This is a genomic window from Stenotrophomonas sp. STEN020 (assembly GCF_056760195.1).
The window spans coordinates 40,140-56,893 of the sequence record NZ_JBRREI010000015.1; the positions used below are offsets into that span (position 1 = coordinate 40,140).

A 16,754-nucleotide genomic window follows, 5' to 3' on the forward strand; every position below is an offset into this window, starting at 1 on the left:
CAAGTGGAGGCAGTAGTGCATTTGACGATTCCGGCCATTACGGCCGTAGCTACCGCCAGGATGCAGTAGATCAACTCGACCTTGTTTTTCATCATCACGGACATCCTTTGTGGACACTGCTGTACGGAGTGCCGGACGCGAAGCCAGAAAGTACTGGCTTCAGGGAAGTAGTACGGGTTTGAAAGATTTTTGAATCGCATTCCATTACAGTCGGCGAGGAGAACAACATCCCCTCCCCCACCTGCAGGTCGACCACCCGCCATGCGATCTCCAAAATTTGCTCAGGTGTCGCCGGCAGATTTTGCCCCAGCTCATCCCGCAGGAACAGCGATTAATCGATGAAGGAAGAAGACTGCGGCATGTGCGTGCTCTGGTATCAGGGCGGAATTGCTCGGAACCAGCACCAGCACGGCGCAGCGGAGCAGTCAGGGGTCGGAGACGGCCGCCAGGACGCCAGCGCAAAAGGCGCGCAGCCCCTGACGGCGAGAACGCCGTGATACGGTGAAGGGAACAGCAAGACCGCCAACCAACCACATACCTTCATGACAAGCGGAGCGCGCAGGCAGCCCGGCTGACAGAGGCGTCAGGGATCAAGCCGGACGGCCGTGACTCGGCAGGAGACACGGGGCGTAGCCCGCGAGCCTGAAGGCGTTACGCCGAGACGCGAAATGCGTCTGCTTGGGGTAAAACGTAGGACGAGCACTGGAGGGGGCTATGTCGATACTGCAAGAAATACTGGTTTGGACTCAGGGGCTGCCCGCATGGCAAAGCGATGCAGTCGCGCGCCTGCTGGCCAAACAAACCCTGACAGCGGATGATCAGGACGATCTATTCGCACTGCTCAAATTGGCTCATGGCATCCCCGATCCGAAAGGCCGCAAGCCAAAACCGCTCACAGCCGACCAGATTCCTGCGCCGGTCAAGGTAACAACACACATCGAATTGCTGGCGATGAAGAACATGCGTCACGTCAATGCGATTGCAGAAAACCAACATCTGGCATTCAGTGCCACCGGAATAACCGTTATCTATGGTGACAACGGTTCGGGAAAATCGGGATACTCACGTGTACTCAAGCGCGCTTGCCGCGCTCGCGATCAGGTAGAAGCGATCCACCCCAACGCCCACCTTCCGGCGAATAAGTCAGCCATTCCCGAAGCAGCCTTTGAAATCACCTTGAATGGCGTTGCAACGGATGTGTTATGGACACAGGGTAAGGCAGCGCCCCCCGAACTGTCGTCGTTCGCTATCTTCGACTCACGATGCGCACGCGCCTACCTGGACAGCGAAGACGATTTCTCCTACGTTCCTTACGGACTTGATGTCTTCGAGGCACTGGCGAAGGTCTGCAAGCAGTTGAAGACAGCGCTTGACACGGAGTATGCGCAGTCCGCCGCCGACCTCTCCGCGTTTGTGCCGCTGCAAGGCGACACACCGGTCGGCAAGCTGATTGCATCGCTATCCGCCAAGACGACCCCAGCCCAGATCGACGCATTGGCAACTCTGACACCGGAAGAATTGGCTCTGCACCCAGCACTGGACAAGAGCCTGAAAGAGAGCAACCCAAAGGACAGGGCAGCCCAACTGCGCCTGCAGGCCCGCCGTATAGCAGCTATCGCGACGAGCGCCACCAACAAAAGCGCACTGGTGAGCCAATCCGTCGTCGCCAAGCTCCGTGGTTTGGCGGATAGCTATCGCACCGCGCAGACAGCAGCTGCACTCGCAGCCAGCCAGTTCAAGGAAAGCGAGAATCTCCTGCCGGGCTCCGGTGGCGAGGCTTGGCGCGAATTGTTCGATGCCGCCCGCAAGTTCGCCGCCGAATCGCACCCGGCCAAGGAATTCCCCGACTTGGGCGCCAATACCCCCTGCCCGCTGTGCCAGCAACCTTTAGCCGAAGGCGCCGCTCGCTTGCTACGTTTCGAAGCATTCATCCAGCAAGAAGCCGAGAAGACATCACAGACCCGCCGTACCGCACTTTATGCAGAATACAAACCGTTCATCGCACATGCGCTGACATTGAATATCGATGATGTGACCTACGGCGAGATTGAAGCCTTGGACCCACAACTGGCAGCTGATACCAAGGCGTTCGAGCCAGTGCTGGCGACCCGCCAGGAAGCCATTAAGGCGGCAGTGATCTCGCACCAATGGGAGAGCGTCGCTCAAGACTTGGTGAATCCGGCGGCGCGAGTTCAAGCACTGGCTGACACACTGAATGCCGAAGCGGAAACTTTGGAGCAGGCTTCGGACGAGAAGGCCCGCGCTGCACTTCAGAAGCAGTTCACTGATCTCGATGCGCGGATCAAATTGAATCAAGTCAGGGATGCCGTGGTTACGGCTGCTGGCAAGCTCAGTCATCAGGCGAAACTCGTGCAGTGCCTCTCCGCTGTCAGAACCAATGCCATCTCGCTGAAGGCATCGGATATGGCCGAGAAGGTTGTATCCAAGGAACTGGCTGAAGCACTGAATCGCGAATTCAAGGCTCTGGGTGTCGGCACACTGAGCGTTTCACTTCAGAGCCGCGCCGATAAAGGGAAGGCTTTGCATAAGCTGAGACTGGAGCTACCCCAAGTCCGCAGTCCCGGCGACATCCTGAGCGAAGGCGAGCAGCGCGCCGTGGCGATCGGTTCGTTTCTGGCCGAGGTGGGATTGGACGACGGCAAGGGAGGCATCGTGTTCGACGATCCCGTTTCGTCGCTAGATCATCGCAGGCGAGAGCGTGTGGCGAAGCGTCTAGCCACCGAAGCCGCGCACCGTCAGGTCATCGTGTTCACCCACGACATCTACTTTCTTTGCCTCTTAGTGGAAGAGGCCAGATTGGCCGGCGTAGCCATTTCTACTCAAAGCCTGGTCCGTCGCGCCGAAGGATTCGGGGTCGCCGATCCAGAACTGCCATTCGAAGGAAAGAATGCAAGCAAGCGGATCGCCGCGCTAAAGGCTCAACAGCAAACCATCGCCAAGCTGCATAAGGATGGCGAGGATCAGGAGCATCGCAAGCAAACCGTCTATGCTTATTTCCGATTGCGCATGACATGGGAACGCGCTGTTGAGGAAGTCCTGCTGCGTGAGGTCGTCCTCCGCTTCCGCAAGGGCGTGGAAACGCAGCGGCTCGCTGGGGTCGTGGTCGATGACGAGGACTATGCCCAGGTCAATGCCGGCATGACAAAATGTTCAAACTACGCGCACGACAAAGCGCTTCAGGGAGGCGCTTCAGTTCCCGATCCGGACGAGCTCCTTGAGGACATTAAAGCGCTGGAGAAATGGCGCGTACAGATCGAAAAACGCAGCACAGAGACGGCCAAGATGCGCAAGGCTGCGCCGGGAACTACGCCCATAGCTGCGCCGACACCTTAGGGTGTTGGACCAGGTGCAATATCACACTGCTGTTGCATCGGCTTTCTGGGTACGGTCCAGCTTCCGATGAATGAGCGAAACCAGCGTCAGGATGTCGAGAGCATCCTGCTCTGACATAGGCCAGTTGGTCTTGGGCGCATGAGCGAGTGGATTGCGCACAGCCCCAAATAGTCCGACCAGTAGAGTGGAAAATCCCTTTTGTTCACTCTTTTGCGACTCAGAAGCCAATGGACCCAGCACCAAGATCGGGTTCTGGATCGAAAATACCCTGTTCACGAGTTCCGCACCATCCAAGGTCAAACCCGACATCAAGCGGATGCGTTCCGCAACACCTTTGGTCGACTCAAACACGGCGTGGAAGTAGTTCTCGTCCAGCAGTTCGGCACGGCAGTAACTGAGCACTTCGGCATGGACATTCCGACTTTCGAGCGCCGCCTTCAGCCGGCCGGCACGGGCACGGGCCGCACTCAACGTAGTGGCCTTGTCTGCGTTCCCAACCTTCCCGTCATCGCGCACGTAGAAGCCGGAGAAAGCCAGCACCACATTTAGTTCGTCGCGCCGCCAGCGAAAGGCCTCCATATCTCGCGCATAATTCACCGGATCCATGGCCCGGTTTATCAGCATAATGAGGTGATTGCCGAGTTGGTGCTTGTTCTGCGCCGCTGCCAGCGCATTGAACATTCGTTTCCACTTGGACAGATCAGGCGAGACATCGGTAACGTTGATTTCCTGGAGTAGCCTTTCGATCTGCGTGCCAGTCAGGCCTCGCTCGGTATCTGCGAGCACGCGGCACGCGGCTTCCAGGTGCTGCGGGTTGAACGGTGCAATTGGCGTCATGACTTGGCTAGGTGCTCTTCAGACCCACTGGATTGCGGTGACATTCGCCTGACCGCCTGTTCCGACTTCGACAAACAGCGCATACGTATAGCCAAGCTGCTCTTTGTAGCCTCGTAGTTTCCTGAGGTCGATCTCCCGATCAACATAACTCGTCGACTTCTTGAACTCCAAGACCAGGTGATTCGCCTCGGTGCCTCGCTTGTGCACGATCACGTCGGGAAATACCGTCTTGGCATCCTCGTCCTCGCTGTCCGGATTAAGCTCCAAATGCCCGAGTCGCTTGGGTTCTATCCCGTCCCGATTGAACTCGCAATCCACGATCCAGTCAGGAAACTGTGGCTGGAGATACATAGCGAAGCGAAAGGTTATGGAGCGCTCATTGGCGTTGATATCAAGCAGGCGATGGTCATTAAGCAACAAATCGGACAACGCCAGCGCCACAGCCTGTCCCGGCGGATAGAGACGGAGGTAATCAAGCTGTTCCGCGGATAGTGGCGTTACGACCAGATGTGCGCCGCGAGATGCTGCCATCACCATGCCCGCATCTTGAATAAACGCCCTTGGTCCCCTTCATCGTGCAGGGTCAGGATAATCTCGTCCGTGGCGAATACCGGCTCGCCGCTTGGCCGGTCAGGCAAATCTGAATCAATCAAGGTGATGACCGACTGCAAGCCGAGTTCAGCATAGCGGCGAACGACTGTCAGCAAGTTCTCCTTCTTGCGGTCATCCAGCGACTCGAACACACCATCGTGATAGACGAAGCGGGGAAATTTGTCATCCAGGTGTGCGCGCAGGACGGCCAGGTCAAAAGCAATGCATAGCAACTTTCGATACGTATGACCGCGGTCGGCGCTGGTCGCATTGCCAGACTCATCGAGAATTTCAGCTCGGAACTCCAGATGTCCCTCTTTGTTCGGAGAGACACTCAGCAGCGCCTTGCGGTCGATCACTTCTTCGACAATCTCACTGAAAAAAATCCGGATCGTCGAGAACAAACTATGCGGGTCAGAGTTGCGCTTCTCCACGTCAGCTTCTATCTGAGTCTGAAGATGGCCGCGCTCCTCGGTCAATGTCCTAATATCTGTACGCAATTCTTGCAGGCGATGCAGGAAGCCACGCTGACGCTCCAGGGAAGTGATGTCGGCACGTAGCGTGACCATATCGTCGGAAACTTGCTTGTACTTGCCGAATATGTCGGTCCCACTCAGGAACGACAGCATGTCCGAACGCTTCTTTCCCAGCGAGCCGAGCTCGGTGTTGACGCGCTTCAACTCGGCTTCCACTTCCGTGCGCTCTTCCTGGAGATAGCTCCGGCGCTCTTCCGTGATCGCTCGATTAAAAGCAATCAACTGCTGGAAGTCCTTTTTCACCTGCCCCTTGAAGAGCACGCCCGCCTCCTCGAACAAACGCTGCGCTTCATCCGGATCGAACAGGATCTGATCTTCTTCCAGAGAAGCCAGTATCTTCTTTCTGTTCTGGGCCAACGAATATCGCTCGCTATTCAGCGCCGCAATACGCTCATCGACTCCGTCGACCAGTTGCTTGGTTTTATCCTTATCCTGAGCGCGGAAATCAAAAGCATCGAGAAGCTCCTGCTTCTTCTCAGCCTCCTTCTGCTTGAGCAGCAGAATTCCTTCGACCTTGCTGATATCTTCTATTGATCCGCCCAGCTCCGTCTTTATCGTTTGTTCGGTCGCCTGCTTCTTGGAAAGCTCTTCTTCCTTCTCGTAATGCAAGGCGATGAGTTGCGCGTCGAAACCCAGCATGTGCGCGAGGAATGGCTTCCAATCGGCATGCTTTGAGGCGAACTTTCGCAGTTGGAATACCTCGCGAAAGTCCTCCTGCGAGCGCAGCAGATAGCCGAGTCCTTTGCGATACGACCATGGCTTGAGTGCTCGCCAATCGAGCAGACCATCGAGCAGGTCTCGCGCACGTTCAAACGCTACGTCCTGATGATCCCACCCAGAGATTGGCAAGGGGGAAAAATCCTGATGCCCAGCCTCGTGCTTCTTGAAGCTGATCTTCGTTGCTTCTTCCACTCCACGGCGTATCGTGACGAATGAAGCGTCTTCCAGCTCGACCTCCAGGAAGAACACGAAGTCCTTGAAGCGTTCCAGGTGCTTGAACAGGAAGAACTTGGCGTCTCGACCCGCCAGGAACCCGAAGTCGAGCAAGCGCCCCACCGTGGTTTTCCCGAGATTATGTGTGTCTTTCTCGCGATTCTCGGGCAGGCGAATCTCCGCCATGACCACATTCAGGCCCTGCGCAAAATCCAATGATTCAAACAAGTCAGGCTTGTTCGAATAGAGTCTAGACAGTTTCATTAGGCCCCACGTATTCCACAGCGTCGGTTTTGGGGCGATAGTCGATCAGTCCCATCAGATACAGGAAGTTCAAAGCCGGCAGAAACAGCACGTCTCCGCCATTTACGACCTTCTTCGCATACTTGCGCAGCACGCTGTATTCGTCTACTCGACGATCCTTCAATCGAGCCAGCAGCAGCAATGCAACGTTGATCACCGTACGATCGGGGTGCGAGTGCTTAGTCGGCCGCAGCATCGTCCACCTCCCCGATATCGCAGTTCCAGTACATATAGAACAACATGGCACGGGTTAGGCGTTTGTGTGCATGCTGCCGTAGGACGGCGTCGCGACCGAACAACAGGTCTACCAGGTATTCCATCACGCCATCGAAGGTTTGATAGTCCTTGCGCTTGGCAATGATCTTGAGCTGAAACTCGTCAACCACCGATTCATACATGCGCAGCAATTCGAGATTCTCCGGAGCGGCCAGAAATCCACGGATCTGCGTCGTTTCCTTCAGGTACTTCCTGCGTTGGGCTTTGGCGTAATCAGCGCTCATGTTGTTCAACAGATTCTTCTGCTCATAGGTAACCCGCGGAGTCGGCGGATCGTCGAGCAGCGCTGATATGTCATCCTTCTGCCGTGCCAGCGCCTGGACGACCTCGGCAAGATCGTCCGAACTGACAATCAAGGGCGAATCGATGGGATCGAGATCGGCCTTCACCGCAACATTAGGAAACGTCTTTAACAAGACCTCCAGTTGCTCCAGACCACACAAGTAAATCGACTCAGCAGGAATGCCACACTGCTCCGCAATATACTGGCGTATCTCGCTCTCCGCGTTGCCAGCTAACCGTCGGTTGGCGAACAACATGTAATGGTCGAGCTGCTCGGCCTCACGCAATTTCTTGATGCGCAGGATCTCCTTGCCAAGCACTGTATTCGCTGCGCTTGTACTGAAGAAGTCAGATTCTGAGAAATTTCGGTTGTAGCCGTTAGTGTGCTTGGCCTGGACGATGATCGTCCCAATCCAAGGCGCAGCCTTGCTCGGATGTAGTTCGGCTGTGCCGACAAACTTTGCATCGCGCCCGCCATCAGGCCCCTTAGCGAAACCTTGCACGGAGATACCAAGCAAATGTTGGCACAAAAAGACGATCAGTTTCTCGAACTGGTCGTCGCTCAGGTCTTCATAGGCGAACTTCATCGCATCCCCATGCTAGGTACCAGATGAATCATTACGCAGCGACCGTAATACCACGAGCATGGGTGCGACGGGCCGGCAGCACCACGATTTCAATGTGCTGGTCAAGCGACACCAGAGCCTGCATCAGCCGTTCTAGCGAAATATTCTGTAGCCTGTAACGGCGAACTTGGGAGACCTTAGGCTGAGTCATACCTGTGATATGAGCGGCTTCTGTCTGGCTTAAGCCCCTCTTGTCGATCAGCTCGTTGAGCTTGAGCGCAAGGGCAGCCTTCGCCGATAGTTCTTCAGCGTTGTCGAAACCAAGATCCATCAGCACATTTTCAGTGCCTTGAGGATTGTCTTTGCGACTCATCACGTTCTCCCGCCCGTCCCATAGCGGGCGAGCACTGCCTTCAATCGCTTCTGGATTTCACCCGACTATGCTAGCGGGAAATTTCATTTTCCAAACATGGATTATACCTGTACGGGTATAGGGAGCAAGGAACTGAGCTGCGATTCCATTTCTCCACAATTCCAGCAGCACCACTTGACTTGGTTCCACCCCGATTCCTCGGCCCGTATGCTCTAGGAAACGAGCTGTGAAATATTTACATACGCTCGCAATGCCGTGTCGGGAAGCCGGACAGCGCGACGCTTCGGTGGCACAAGACGTTCGGATTGGTCGTGCACGCGTGGGGCTGGTGAGGGACACTACCAAGCAGAACCCGCCCGGAGGAACGCCATGGGACAGCGCGTCATTGCCGACAATTGGTCGTTGCAGGCCGTCAGCGAGTTGCTCACCCAGGGACTGGACCCCGATGACAATCCGGGGATCGCCCCTCTAACAGATCCGGACAAACTCACGACCGCTCTGCCCCAGGCGGTGACCGACCTCGAAGCGTTGTTCGACTTCATAACCGACGTCGCATTGCGAGACCAGATTCTTGTCGACGATAACTACCATGACGCCTGGTTCGGAGACGAAGGCCCATTGGCGGAACTGGCGCAGCGTTCGATCGTCCGGCCACATCCGTTCCTAGAGCATCCGGAGCGTCTGGACGGTCCGCGTCGTGAATTCGTACGCCGATTGGTCCTCAATCCGACGATGGCGCGGGAGCAGGCTGCCAATGAGGCAGCCTGGGGCCAATCCGGGCAATCACCGCACAAGTTCACTGCGCAGCTCGTCTGGGGCGGCGCCGGCATGCTGGCTCGCGCGTGGGTGAACGAGGCGCCTTACACGCCGCATCCGCTACGACGTCGCTTCTTCGAGCGCGCCGGTGTCGTACTTCCCGGTCCGGCCAACGCCTTAGGTGAGTTCAATCAGGCAGTTGCGCAACATCGCGCCACCCTGTATCGACCTGCCTCGGGTGGCGATGCGTTGTACGGTGCTCAGGTTGTTCTGCCTGCGCTGCCGGCGCTGGTCCTCCGGGACGCCAGTTCGCTGAGCGACATGTTCGTAGTGGCGTCACAAATCCGAGACAGGCTTTCGGAGCTGCGCGCGTGGCTCAGTCAGTATCAGGAGGCGCTAACCGCAGGCGAGTTCAGATCGATCGCAACCGAGAGTAAGCGGCTTCGGACATTGGCCAAGGAGGTGGAGCGTGCTCTGGGCCAGAAGCCGACCGATACCGCCACGCTCAACATCGGTTGGAGCTGGTTCAAACTTAACCTCAAGCTGGACCCCAAGGCTTGGCATCCAAAGCTTGACCGGGTACAGATCCAGGCCTCGACGCTGACTTTCTCCCCGAGCGGAGGTAGAGAGTTACGCAAGCTCCTTGGTTTTTTCGGCCATCAACATTCGGCTCTCGGCGCACGCATCCTGGAATACTTCTCGACCCGTCAGCATTGACACTTTGCTGAAATCTCGCTGGATGGCTCAACAGGGCGATTTGAAGCCTCAACAGGCCTCGTAGACGCATCCGCAGGCCCATTTGACGATTACAGGGGTAGCGAATATTTCGACACTGTAAAGAGTTGAGGTAGGCGACTTGCCTACGATTTGAGTCCGCTGAAATGAACCTTGAAATCAAGAAGAACTTGCGTCGCGCAGCAAAGTTCTATACCGACCGCTGGCGCTACGACCGGCGAATCCGTTGGTTCGCCAAGGTCGACGGCCGCTGGTTGCCGATGACGCCATTCTACAAGAGCGTTGCGGGACTAGAGCACTGCAACACCTATCGCGCGCAAGGAGCGCTCGAGGCTCTGGGTGTACGTGTTCACCGCTTTGGCCCCGCGGCCTCGCGGCGTTTGCAGAGGCGTCTGCGGCTCGCGATGGCATAGAGGGTGTAGCGGCGACGGCAAGCCAAGTCCGGCCAAGGAAGGCCGGCACGCGGCAGGTTCGGCCAAAGCAGGGCGGCGTCATCGTTCGATCATGGTATCGACATACATCTCCTCACTCTTCCTTGCCCCGCACGCGCCCAGATGTGGCGTGGCCTATCCCAATAGCGTTAACAGGCCCTAGGCAACCTGCACACCTTTCCAGAACGCAACATGTCCGCGAATCTGCTTGGCGGCGTCCTTCGGCTCGGGGTAGTACCAGGCCGCATTGGCATTGACCGCATCGCCCACCAACACGTCGTAGTAATGCGCAGTGCCTTTCCATGGGCATACGGTGGTGTGGCTGGATTCGCGGAAGTGTTCGTGCGCCAGTGAGGCGGGTGGGAAGTAGTGGTTGTTCTCGACCACGACGGTGTCGTCGCTGCTTGCCAAGATGGTGTCGTTCCAGATGGCTTGTTTCATGTGCGTTGCCTCTTGGTTGGGTTGAGGCAGGCAGTATGCGCGTCGGCAAAGCCGCATAGGCCCGTTTTCGCGGGTTTTGCCCTCGAAAGAGGCGCGCCTAAACAGCGCTAGGTGCGCCCGCATAGCAGACTCAAAGTGCCAAGACCGCGGACCCAGCGTTTGGCAAGATCAAAACGCCGGGAATATTGGAGCTGGAACGAGAGCCTGGGCGACCGAGCTTTCAGGCCAGCGCCACGGCCCCTGCTACGGATTCATACGGGCTGGAGCAGCTTTATGCCAAACCAGTCTTGTGGATCCTTCCAGCCACGCACCACCTTGAGACCGGCCTTTCCAGCGAGCGCTGCAAACCCTGCATCGGTGTATTTGCGGCTATATTCAACCTGCATCTTTTCCCGTTCGGCAAACTCAAAACGCTGATCTCTGATCGTCACAGTTTGTGCGCGCTTGCTCACTAGGAAGGTGAGGATCGAGCCGCATTCAGTGGAATAGTGCGCTTGGTGCTCGAAGTCTTTAAGGGAAAAATCGCTTGCAATCTCACGATTGAGGCGCGTGAGCAAGTTAAGGGTGAAGGCTGCCGTGACCCCGGCTTTGTCGTTGTAGGCCGCTTCCAGCAGTACGCTGGACTTTTGCATGTCGATGCCAATCAGGGCGCCCCCACGGGCGCCCATGGTCTGGCGCATCGCGCGAAGCAAAGCCACAGACTCGTCTTCAGTAAAATTGCCCAGCGTGGAACCTGGAAAAAAGACCAAGGTCTGCTTTGCCTTCCGCTCAGGTTGCGGTATTTCGAAAGGCTGAGTGAAGTCGGCGCACACAGGCAGCATTTCCACATCGCCGAACTCTCGATCCAGCCGCTCAACGCTGGCCAGCAAGGCGCTCTCAGAGATTTCGATTGGCGTGTAGGCCACCGGGTCTTCCAGCGCATCAAGCAGAAGGCGCGTCTTTCTTCCGCTGCCGCTACCGTATTCCACGACATGCGCGTACGGCCCCACTGCATGGGAGATCTCTGGAGCACTGGCTTGCAACAGCGCAAGCTCAACCCGGGTGAGGTAGTACTCCGGCTGTCGAGTGATTTTTTCGAAGAGTTCGGAGCCGCGGGCGTCGTAAAAATACTTGGAAGGTAAGCGCTTAGGGGATTGCGCAAGGCCTGCGAGCACATCGCCGATAATGTCGTTAGGAGTCGGGTGCAGGTCGGTCGATATCATCTCAGCGTTCATATGTCCTTGGCCAAACGCACGCCGGAAAATTGCCAGCGCGTGGGGGGTGGGAAAAAGTTGCGGTAGGTGGCGCGAATATGATCGCCAGGGGTGGCACAGCTCCCGCCGCGCAGCACCCATTGCCCACTCATGAACTTGCCGTTGTATTCGCCCAGTGAGCCGGGCAAGGTCTTAAATCCTGGGTACGGGGTGTAAGCCGTCGAGGTCCATTCCCAGACGTCACCGAATAGCTGCTCAAATCCCGTGTTCGACGTCGTCTGACTGGCTTGTGGATGCAGCGCATCGCTTTCGAGGAAGTTGCCTTCCGCCGACAACCCTGCAGCGGCTTGCTCCCACTCCGCTTCGGTAGGAAGGCGGGCACCTGCCCAGCGAGCGAAAGCGTCGGCTTCAAAATAATCGAGATGGCAAACCGGCGCGCGGGGGTCCAGCTCGCACCATCCTCCCAAGGTGAATTCCAGTTCTTCCTGGGGATGCCAATAAAGAGGACGACGGTGCCCCTGCGCTTGTAGCCGATCCCAACCCTCGCTCATCCATAGCCCCACCTGCTCATAGCCGCCATCGGCAATGAACGCGAGATACTCGCTATTGTCCACCGGGCGACTGGCCAAGGCATGCGCAGGCACTATCACACGATGACGGGGCGCTTCATTGTCAAAGGCGAACTCCCTTGCTTCTGGCCAAGGCGCCGCCCCCATTTCGGTAATGACCTCATCACAAGCGATCCATCGCAGCGGTGAAGCTTCGGCAGTGGGGTGCGTGGTCAACTCCTGGCGATACGCCGGATGCAGGGGATTGCTCCAGAATGCGTGCTTGATGTCGGTAAGCAAGAGTTCTTGGTGTTGTTGTTCGTGGTGTGTGCCCATTAGCACTACCCGAGCCAAATCCGATGAAATGTCGCCCGCTTCAAATCGTGCAGCGATACGCGCGTCGATCTCGTGGCGATAACCCAGCACCTCTGCCAACGCAGGGCGCGACAACAGTCCGCGGCGCGGTCGCGCATGCATGGGGCCTACGCTGTGGTAATAACTGTTGAATACGAAGTCCCATCGCGCATCGACTGGGAGATAGCCCTCGCGTGCGGCGAGAACAAATCGCTCAAAAAACCACGTGGTGTGCGCAAGGTGCCACTTGGCGGGACTGGCGTCCTCCATGCTTTGCACCATGGCGTCTTCCGGGGAGAGTGACGCAGCAAGTTTGATGCTGCGCGCACGCACAACCTGGTAACGACCAAGAAGCGCTTGAAGGTCAGGCCACGCTGAAGAAGAGAATTTTGACTTAGAAAGAGGCATGGGCAAGAGGCTAGCTGGGACCAGTGGTATCGCCCACTTTGCGCTGAGAGTGTGAAATCAGAAAACAACCGCGGAGAAGAGTTTTAGCCCGGTTGCACGGCCGAGGCAATAAACTGTACCGTTCGCGCCATGTCCGCGACCCCAATATGCAAGTGCGGAGCAATGCGTAGCAGTCCACTGCGGCCAGTGTATACGACGCCGTGAGTCGCCAATGCATTCGTAGCGGCGAAGTATTGGGCCGCGTCGGGCGCGCGAAGGCCTGTGAAGTGCGGTCCATGTCCGTTAGTTTTCCATCCCTCCAAACCGTGGGCATCCAAAGCGCGATCAAGTTCGATGATGAGCTGGTCGAGCCTTCTGGTGATATTGGCTAAGCCCCATTGCCTTAGCTGAGCTAGCGCGGCAGTTGCCATCGCCAAGCGCGTGGGATCGGCTACGCCACCGGCGTCAAAGCGCCGGGCACCTGCGCGGTAAGGAGGCGGCTGGGTAGCCGGGAAGTACCATTGATCCCCTGCTTGGCGCGCTTGCCAGTGCTGGTCCAGGCCTACGCCTTGATCGCGCCACTGCGGCGCTGCCCATAGCCATGCCAGACCATGCGGGCCCAGCAGCCACTTATGGCCCACGGACACAACGAAATCCGGCTGCCACCGACCGAGCTCGGCAGGCAAAACCCCCAAGCTTTGGCTGAGATCCAGCACCAAAAAGGTGCCGCTCTCACGTGCTCTTTGCGCGATCCGATCCATGTTTAACGCCGACCCATCAAGCCAGTGGGTGTGTGGGAGCGACACTATCTTCAGGCGCGTACGCCTGTCCCAAGCTCGCATCACAGCCTCGGTCCAGTCTTCTTCCAGCTCTCGTTTTGCTGCGATGACTTTGGCACCCACCTCCGTGCAGCGCTGCTGCCAGGGCAGCAAGTTCGATGGGAACTGACCTTCGAGCACCAAGACCTCCTGTCCTGGCTGCAAAGGCAAGTTGCGCGCGGCGGTGGAGATGCCAAACGCCGCAGAGGGCACCATGGCCACGCCCTCAACATCACTCTCGAACAACAAATCGGCGGCTAATGCGCGCAAGCCCTCTATCTGCGCCTCCCAATGGGCGAAAGTGAGCTTCCAGGGCTGAGCGCCGGCCTCAAGGCCTGCTTGTCCAGCCATCAACACACTGTGTAAGCGCGGACCTTGAGCAGCTGCGTCGAGATAAAGCGTGCCGGAGGGCAAGACGAAACAATCCGACGCCTGCAAAAGCGAGCTTGCTCCGCCGCATTCATGTATCTGGACCTTAGATGACATCAGACTATTTTAGCCCCGCTACTTCGCTGCTCGCTTGTCACCCTCAGGACAGCTCCAGCTCACTGGGTCCCCATTAAAGGGTTAAGGCTCAACTCCGCTCATAACCCGCCCCGGCTTTGGTGCCCTCGCCTGACCTTCTCTGAAAGCCGCGAGACGAGTTCGACCGCCAAAGCCCTACAAGCACGAGCGCGCCGCCGCAATTAGTCGCCTGGTTGAGTCGCCTGGTTGATCTGCTCGACACTCACTCGCAGCAGCCAAGGATTTGTTCACTGAACACGCTGTGGAATCTCATGAGTTGCGGTCGAACCCACTGCATCCGCGCTGCTGCCGCAGATTAAGTATCCAGCTTGGTGGCTCCCAGCTATTCCTGAACAATCGCTTCATGTCCTAGCGGACCCGAATCTTTTTGCCCCCATATTGATCGCATACGACCGTAGCACGCATCCGCCTGGCCCACCTGGCCGTAGAGGTAAGCATGAATAATCTGTCCCGTAGAGAACTGCTCCGCACCGGGGGCCTGGCGCTCGCCGGCTCCCTGCTTGGCTTGGCCGCATGTACTCCGCAGGCTCCAGCTGCTGCTGCTACTCGTGGGAAGCGTTTTGAGATCATGCGAAGCGACGCAGAGTGGCGGGAGCGCCTCTCCCCAAGCCAATACGCGGTTCTCAGGCGCGATGGAACGGAACGCCCCTACTCCAGTCCATTGAATTCGGAACACCGCAAAGGCGCCTTTGCCTGCGCGGGCTGTGCCTTGCCCGTGTTCTCGTCCACTACCAAGTTCGAGAGTGGCACCGGCTGGCCGAGCTTCTGGGCCCCGCTGCACAATGCGGTCGGCGAGGATACGGACTCCACCTTGGGCATGGTGCGAACCGAGGTGCATTGCCGGCGGTGTGGTGGGCACTTGGGTCATGTCTTCGACGATGGACCTAAGCCCACAGGATTGCGCTATTGCATGAATGGTGTGGCGATGATCTTCGCGCCGGCCTGACAGGCTAGAAAGATCCTCGTTGGACCAGCCCTCCTTCAAGAGTGGTCTGCTGCTTTTCTAGATCCTGGCGTTCGTGCTCACGCCTTCACTTTCGGTTGAATGACCTGCTTTCTGGGAGTATGAAATGAATTCCACGACAGACAAGATCATCGCTGCCGCCGTTGCCCTTGGCATCACGGCCTTGCTGATAGCTGGAGTCTCTATGGCACAGAAACCTTCCGTCGTCGCATCCGCTCGGGCCGCAGCGGTTCCCGCACCGATTGAGACCGCGTCATCAAGCGCAGTAGCCTCAGGTCAATTGGAAACAGTCGTGTTTGCGGGAGGTTGCTTCTGGGGCGTGCAAGGCGTGTTCCAGCATGTAAAAGGCGTACAGCGCGCGGTCTCTGGCTACGCCGGTGGAAACGCCTCCGATGCCAATTACGAATTGGTCAGCAGCGGAACCACGGGCCATGCCGAAGCGGTGCAGGTGGTCTATGACCCCGCGCAAGTAAGTTATGGGAAATTGATGCAGGTGTTTTTCTCAGTGGTGCATGACCCGACCCAGCTGAACTACCAAGGCCCCGATCACGGCACCCAGTATCGCTCTGCTGTTTTCACCACGACCCCTGCGCAGCTCTCCGCCACCAAGTCTTACATCGCACAGTTGCAGAAGGCAAAGACCTTCGCTGCGCCGATCGCCACCGAAGTATCTTCGGCCAAGCCCTTCTATCCGGCCGAAAGCTATCACCAGGACTACCTGACGTTAAATCCCAATGCGGCCTACATCCGCTACTACGATGCGCCAAAGCTGGCGGCTTTGAAAAGCACCTATCCGGCCTTGTATAACCCGTCGCCCGCCTTAGTGGCTGGGCGGTGAGATCTTGCCGGATAAAGCCACATTGCTCCGAACTAATTCCTGCACCAGAAGAATGGTGAGCGCCAATACAAACGTGACGTCATCGCGAAGGTAGGGATTGGCAGCAGCGCGATCCTTGCCGAAGCCTACGCCAATGTTAACTATCAGATCTCCGATGGCGGCTTCGGCGTGGCGTTCGTTCTTCTATTCCATCTTCAGGCAACGATAGCTGTCACCCTGATTTCAATGTGCATGGTGGGCAAACCCAACGCTTCCACACCGAGCTGCGTCCAGATGGGGGCGTGATCTGGCATGTATTGGCGATAGAGCCTGGCCATCGTCTCATTGACAATGGGTGGAAAGCCTCCCACATGATAGGAATTGACATGCACAACATCCTTCCAGCTCGCCCCTGCAGTTGCCAGCGTGCGCTCGACATTCTCAAAGGCCTGGGCGATCTCAATTTCTAATGACGAAGGTATTTCCAGATCGTTGTTCCACCCTCCTTGACCCGATATTTCCACGCGATCCCCCACGCGTAGGGCTTGGGAATAATGCAAGAGCTCGTGCAAGACAGGGCCATAGCCTGGCGTGACAAAAAAGGTTGGTTTCGACATGTGGTTCTCCAGTTGGGGGCTTTCCAGTCTTACTAAGCCCTGGTAGGAACTTACTCGCTGCTAAGACAGGAACGTGACGGCAAAGCAGGCCATAACGAACGCGAACAAAGATTCAAG

General features: G+C 57.3%; 17 protein-coding genes. 6 read left to right on the forward strand and 11 right to left on the reverse strand.

The genetic code is table 11. The features are described 5' to 3' along the window. Positions 1–338 precede the first annotated feature (338 nt). Positions 339–497, forward strand: coding sequence for a hypothetical protein (locus ACVOLZ_RS08640; RefSeq protein WP_481515810.1), 159 nt, complete (start codon positions 339–341; stop codon positions 495–497). A gap of 217 nt (positions 498–714) precedes the next feature. Then, positions 715–3,354: an AAA family ATPase gene (locus ACVOLZ_RS08645; protein WP_481515811.1), complete on the forward strand. Its 2,640-nt coding sequence runs from the start codon at positions 715–717 to the stop codon at positions 3,352–3,354. Positions 3,355–3,375: 21 nt separating this feature from the next. On the opposite strand, the gene ACVOLZ_RS08650 is transcribed toward ACVOLZ_RS08645, so the two are convergent. From ACVOLZ_RS08650 to ACVOLZ_RS08675, 6 genes are read right to left on the reverse strand one after another with little or no spacing between them, the layout of a single operon-like run. Continuing rightward, entirely contained in the window at positions 3,376–4,191 is an 816-nt protein-coding gene (locus tag ACVOLZ_RS08650; RefSeq protein WP_481515812.1) for a TIGR02391 family protein, read from the reverse strand. Between the two features lie 18 nt (positions 4,192–4,209). After that, positions 4,210–4,722 (reverse strand): hypothetical protein, encoded by a 513-nt coding sequence (locus ACVOLZ_RS08655; RefSeq protein WP_481515813.1) that lies wholly within the window; start codon positions 4,720–4,722, stop codon positions 4,210–4,212. Beyond that, positions 4,722–6,515, reverse strand: coding sequence for a DUF2326 domain-containing protein (locus tag ACVOLZ_RS08660; RefSeq protein ID WP_481515814.1), 1,794 nt, complete (start codon positions 6,513–6,515; stop codon positions 4,722–4,724). The genes ACVOLZ_RS08655 and ACVOLZ_RS08660 overlap by 1 nt, the downstream gene beginning before the upstream one ends. After that, entirely contained in the window at positions 6,502–6,750 is a 249-nt protein-coding gene (locus tag ACVOLZ_RS08665; protein ID WP_481515815.1) for an ABC-three component system middle component 8, read from the reverse strand. Before ACVOLZ_RS08665 ends, ACVOLZ_RS08660 begins: the two co-directional genes overlap by 14 nt. Further along, positions 6,734–7,699: an ABC-three component system protein gene (locus ACVOLZ_RS08670; protein WP_481515816.1), complete on the reverse strand. Its 966-nt coding sequence runs from the start codon at positions 7,697–7,699 to the stop codon at positions 6,734–6,736. Before ACVOLZ_RS08670 ends, ACVOLZ_RS08665 begins: the two co-directional genes overlap by 17 nt. A 31-nt stretch (positions 7,700–7,730) precedes the next feature. Then, the gene (locus tag ACVOLZ_RS08675) at positions 7,731–8,051 is read right to left on the reverse strand and encodes a helix-turn-helix domain-containing protein (protein ID WP_481515817.1); all 321 of its coding nucleotides are present in this window, start codon (positions 8,049–8,051) and stop codon (positions 7,731–7,733) included. 369 nt (positions 8,052–8,420) lie between these two features. Between ACVOLZ_RS08675 and ACVOLZ_RS08680 the strand changes: the two genes are divergently transcribed. Then, positions 8,421–9,524, forward strand: a complete 1,104-nt coding sequence (locus tag ACVOLZ_RS08680) for a hypothetical protein (RefSeq protein WP_481515818.1) — start codon at positions 8,421–8,423, stop codon at positions 9,522–9,524. Positions 9,525–9,688: 164 nt separating this feature from the next. Continuing rightward, on the forward strand, positions 9,689–9,955 hold the full coding sequence (locus ACVOLZ_RS08685; protein WP_481515819.1) for a hypothetical protein: 267 nt from the start codon (positions 9,689–9,691) through the stop codon (positions 9,953–9,955). A 177-nt stretch (positions 9,956–10,132) separates the two neighbouring features. Here the strand turns inward: ACVOLZ_RS08685 and ACVOLZ_RS08690 are convergent, their stop codons facing one another. The 4 genes from ACVOLZ_RS08690 to ACVOLZ_RS08705 all read right to left on the reverse strand — a co-directional run bounded on the left by ACVOLZ_RS08690 (position 10,133) and on the right by ACVOLZ_RS08705 (position 14,200). Then, positions 10,133–10,414: a DUF427 domain-containing protein gene (locus ACVOLZ_RS08690; protein WP_481515820.1), complete on the reverse strand. Its 282-nt coding sequence runs from the start codon at positions 10,412–10,414 to the stop codon at positions 10,133–10,135. A 251-nt stretch (positions 10,415–10,665) separates the two neighbouring features. Next, positions 10,666–11,628: an L-histidine N(alpha)-methyltransferase gene (gene egtD, locus ACVOLZ_RS08695; RefSeq protein ID WP_481515821.1), complete on the reverse strand. Its 963-nt coding sequence runs from the start codon at positions 11,626–11,628 to the stop codon at positions 10,666–10,668. Then, positions 11,625–12,917, reverse strand: coding sequence for an ergothioneine biosynthesis protein EgtB (gene egtB / locus ACVOLZ_RS08700; RefSeq protein ID WP_481515822.1), 1,293 nt, complete (start codon positions 12,915–12,917; stop codon positions 11,625–11,627). Before egtB ends, egtD begins: the two co-directional genes overlap by 4 nt. An 83-nt stretch (positions 12,918–13,000) precedes the next feature. Further along, positions 13,001–14,200 carry an aminotransferase class V-fold PLP-dependent enzyme gene (locus ACVOLZ_RS08705; RefSeq protein ID WP_180872661.1) on the reverse strand — a complete coding sequence of 400 codons (1,200 nt, stop codon included), beginning with the start codon at positions 14,198–14,200 and terminating at the stop codon, positions 13,001–13,003. A gap of 475 nt (positions 14,201–14,675) precedes the next feature. Between ACVOLZ_RS08705 and msrB the strand changes: the two genes are divergently transcribed. Together msrB and msrA are read left to right on the forward strand one after the other, a co-directional pair. Beyond that, positions 14,676–15,185 (forward strand): peptide-methionine (R)-S-oxide reductase MsrB, encoded by a 510-nt coding sequence (msrB, locus tag ACVOLZ_RS08710; protein WP_180872662.1) that lies wholly within the window; start codon positions 14,676–14,678, stop codon positions 15,183–15,185. 124 nt (positions 15,186–15,309) lie between these two features. Further along, positions 15,310–16,041, forward strand: a complete 732-nt coding sequence (gene msrA, locus ACVOLZ_RS08715) for a peptide-methionine (S)-S-oxide reductase MsrA (RefSeq protein ID WP_180872663.1) — start codon at positions 15,310–15,312, stop codon at positions 16,039–16,041. A gap of 194 nt (positions 16,042–16,235) precedes the next feature. Here msrA and ACVOLZ_RS08720 read toward each other — a convergent pair whose 3' ends face one another. Continuing rightward, positions 16,236–16,637 (reverse strand): RidA family protein, encoded by a 402-nt coding sequence (locus ACVOLZ_RS08720; RefSeq protein WP_481515823.1) that lies wholly within the window; start codon positions 16,635–16,637, stop codon positions 16,236–16,238. Between the last annotated feature and the right edge of the window lie 117 nt (positions 16,638–16,754).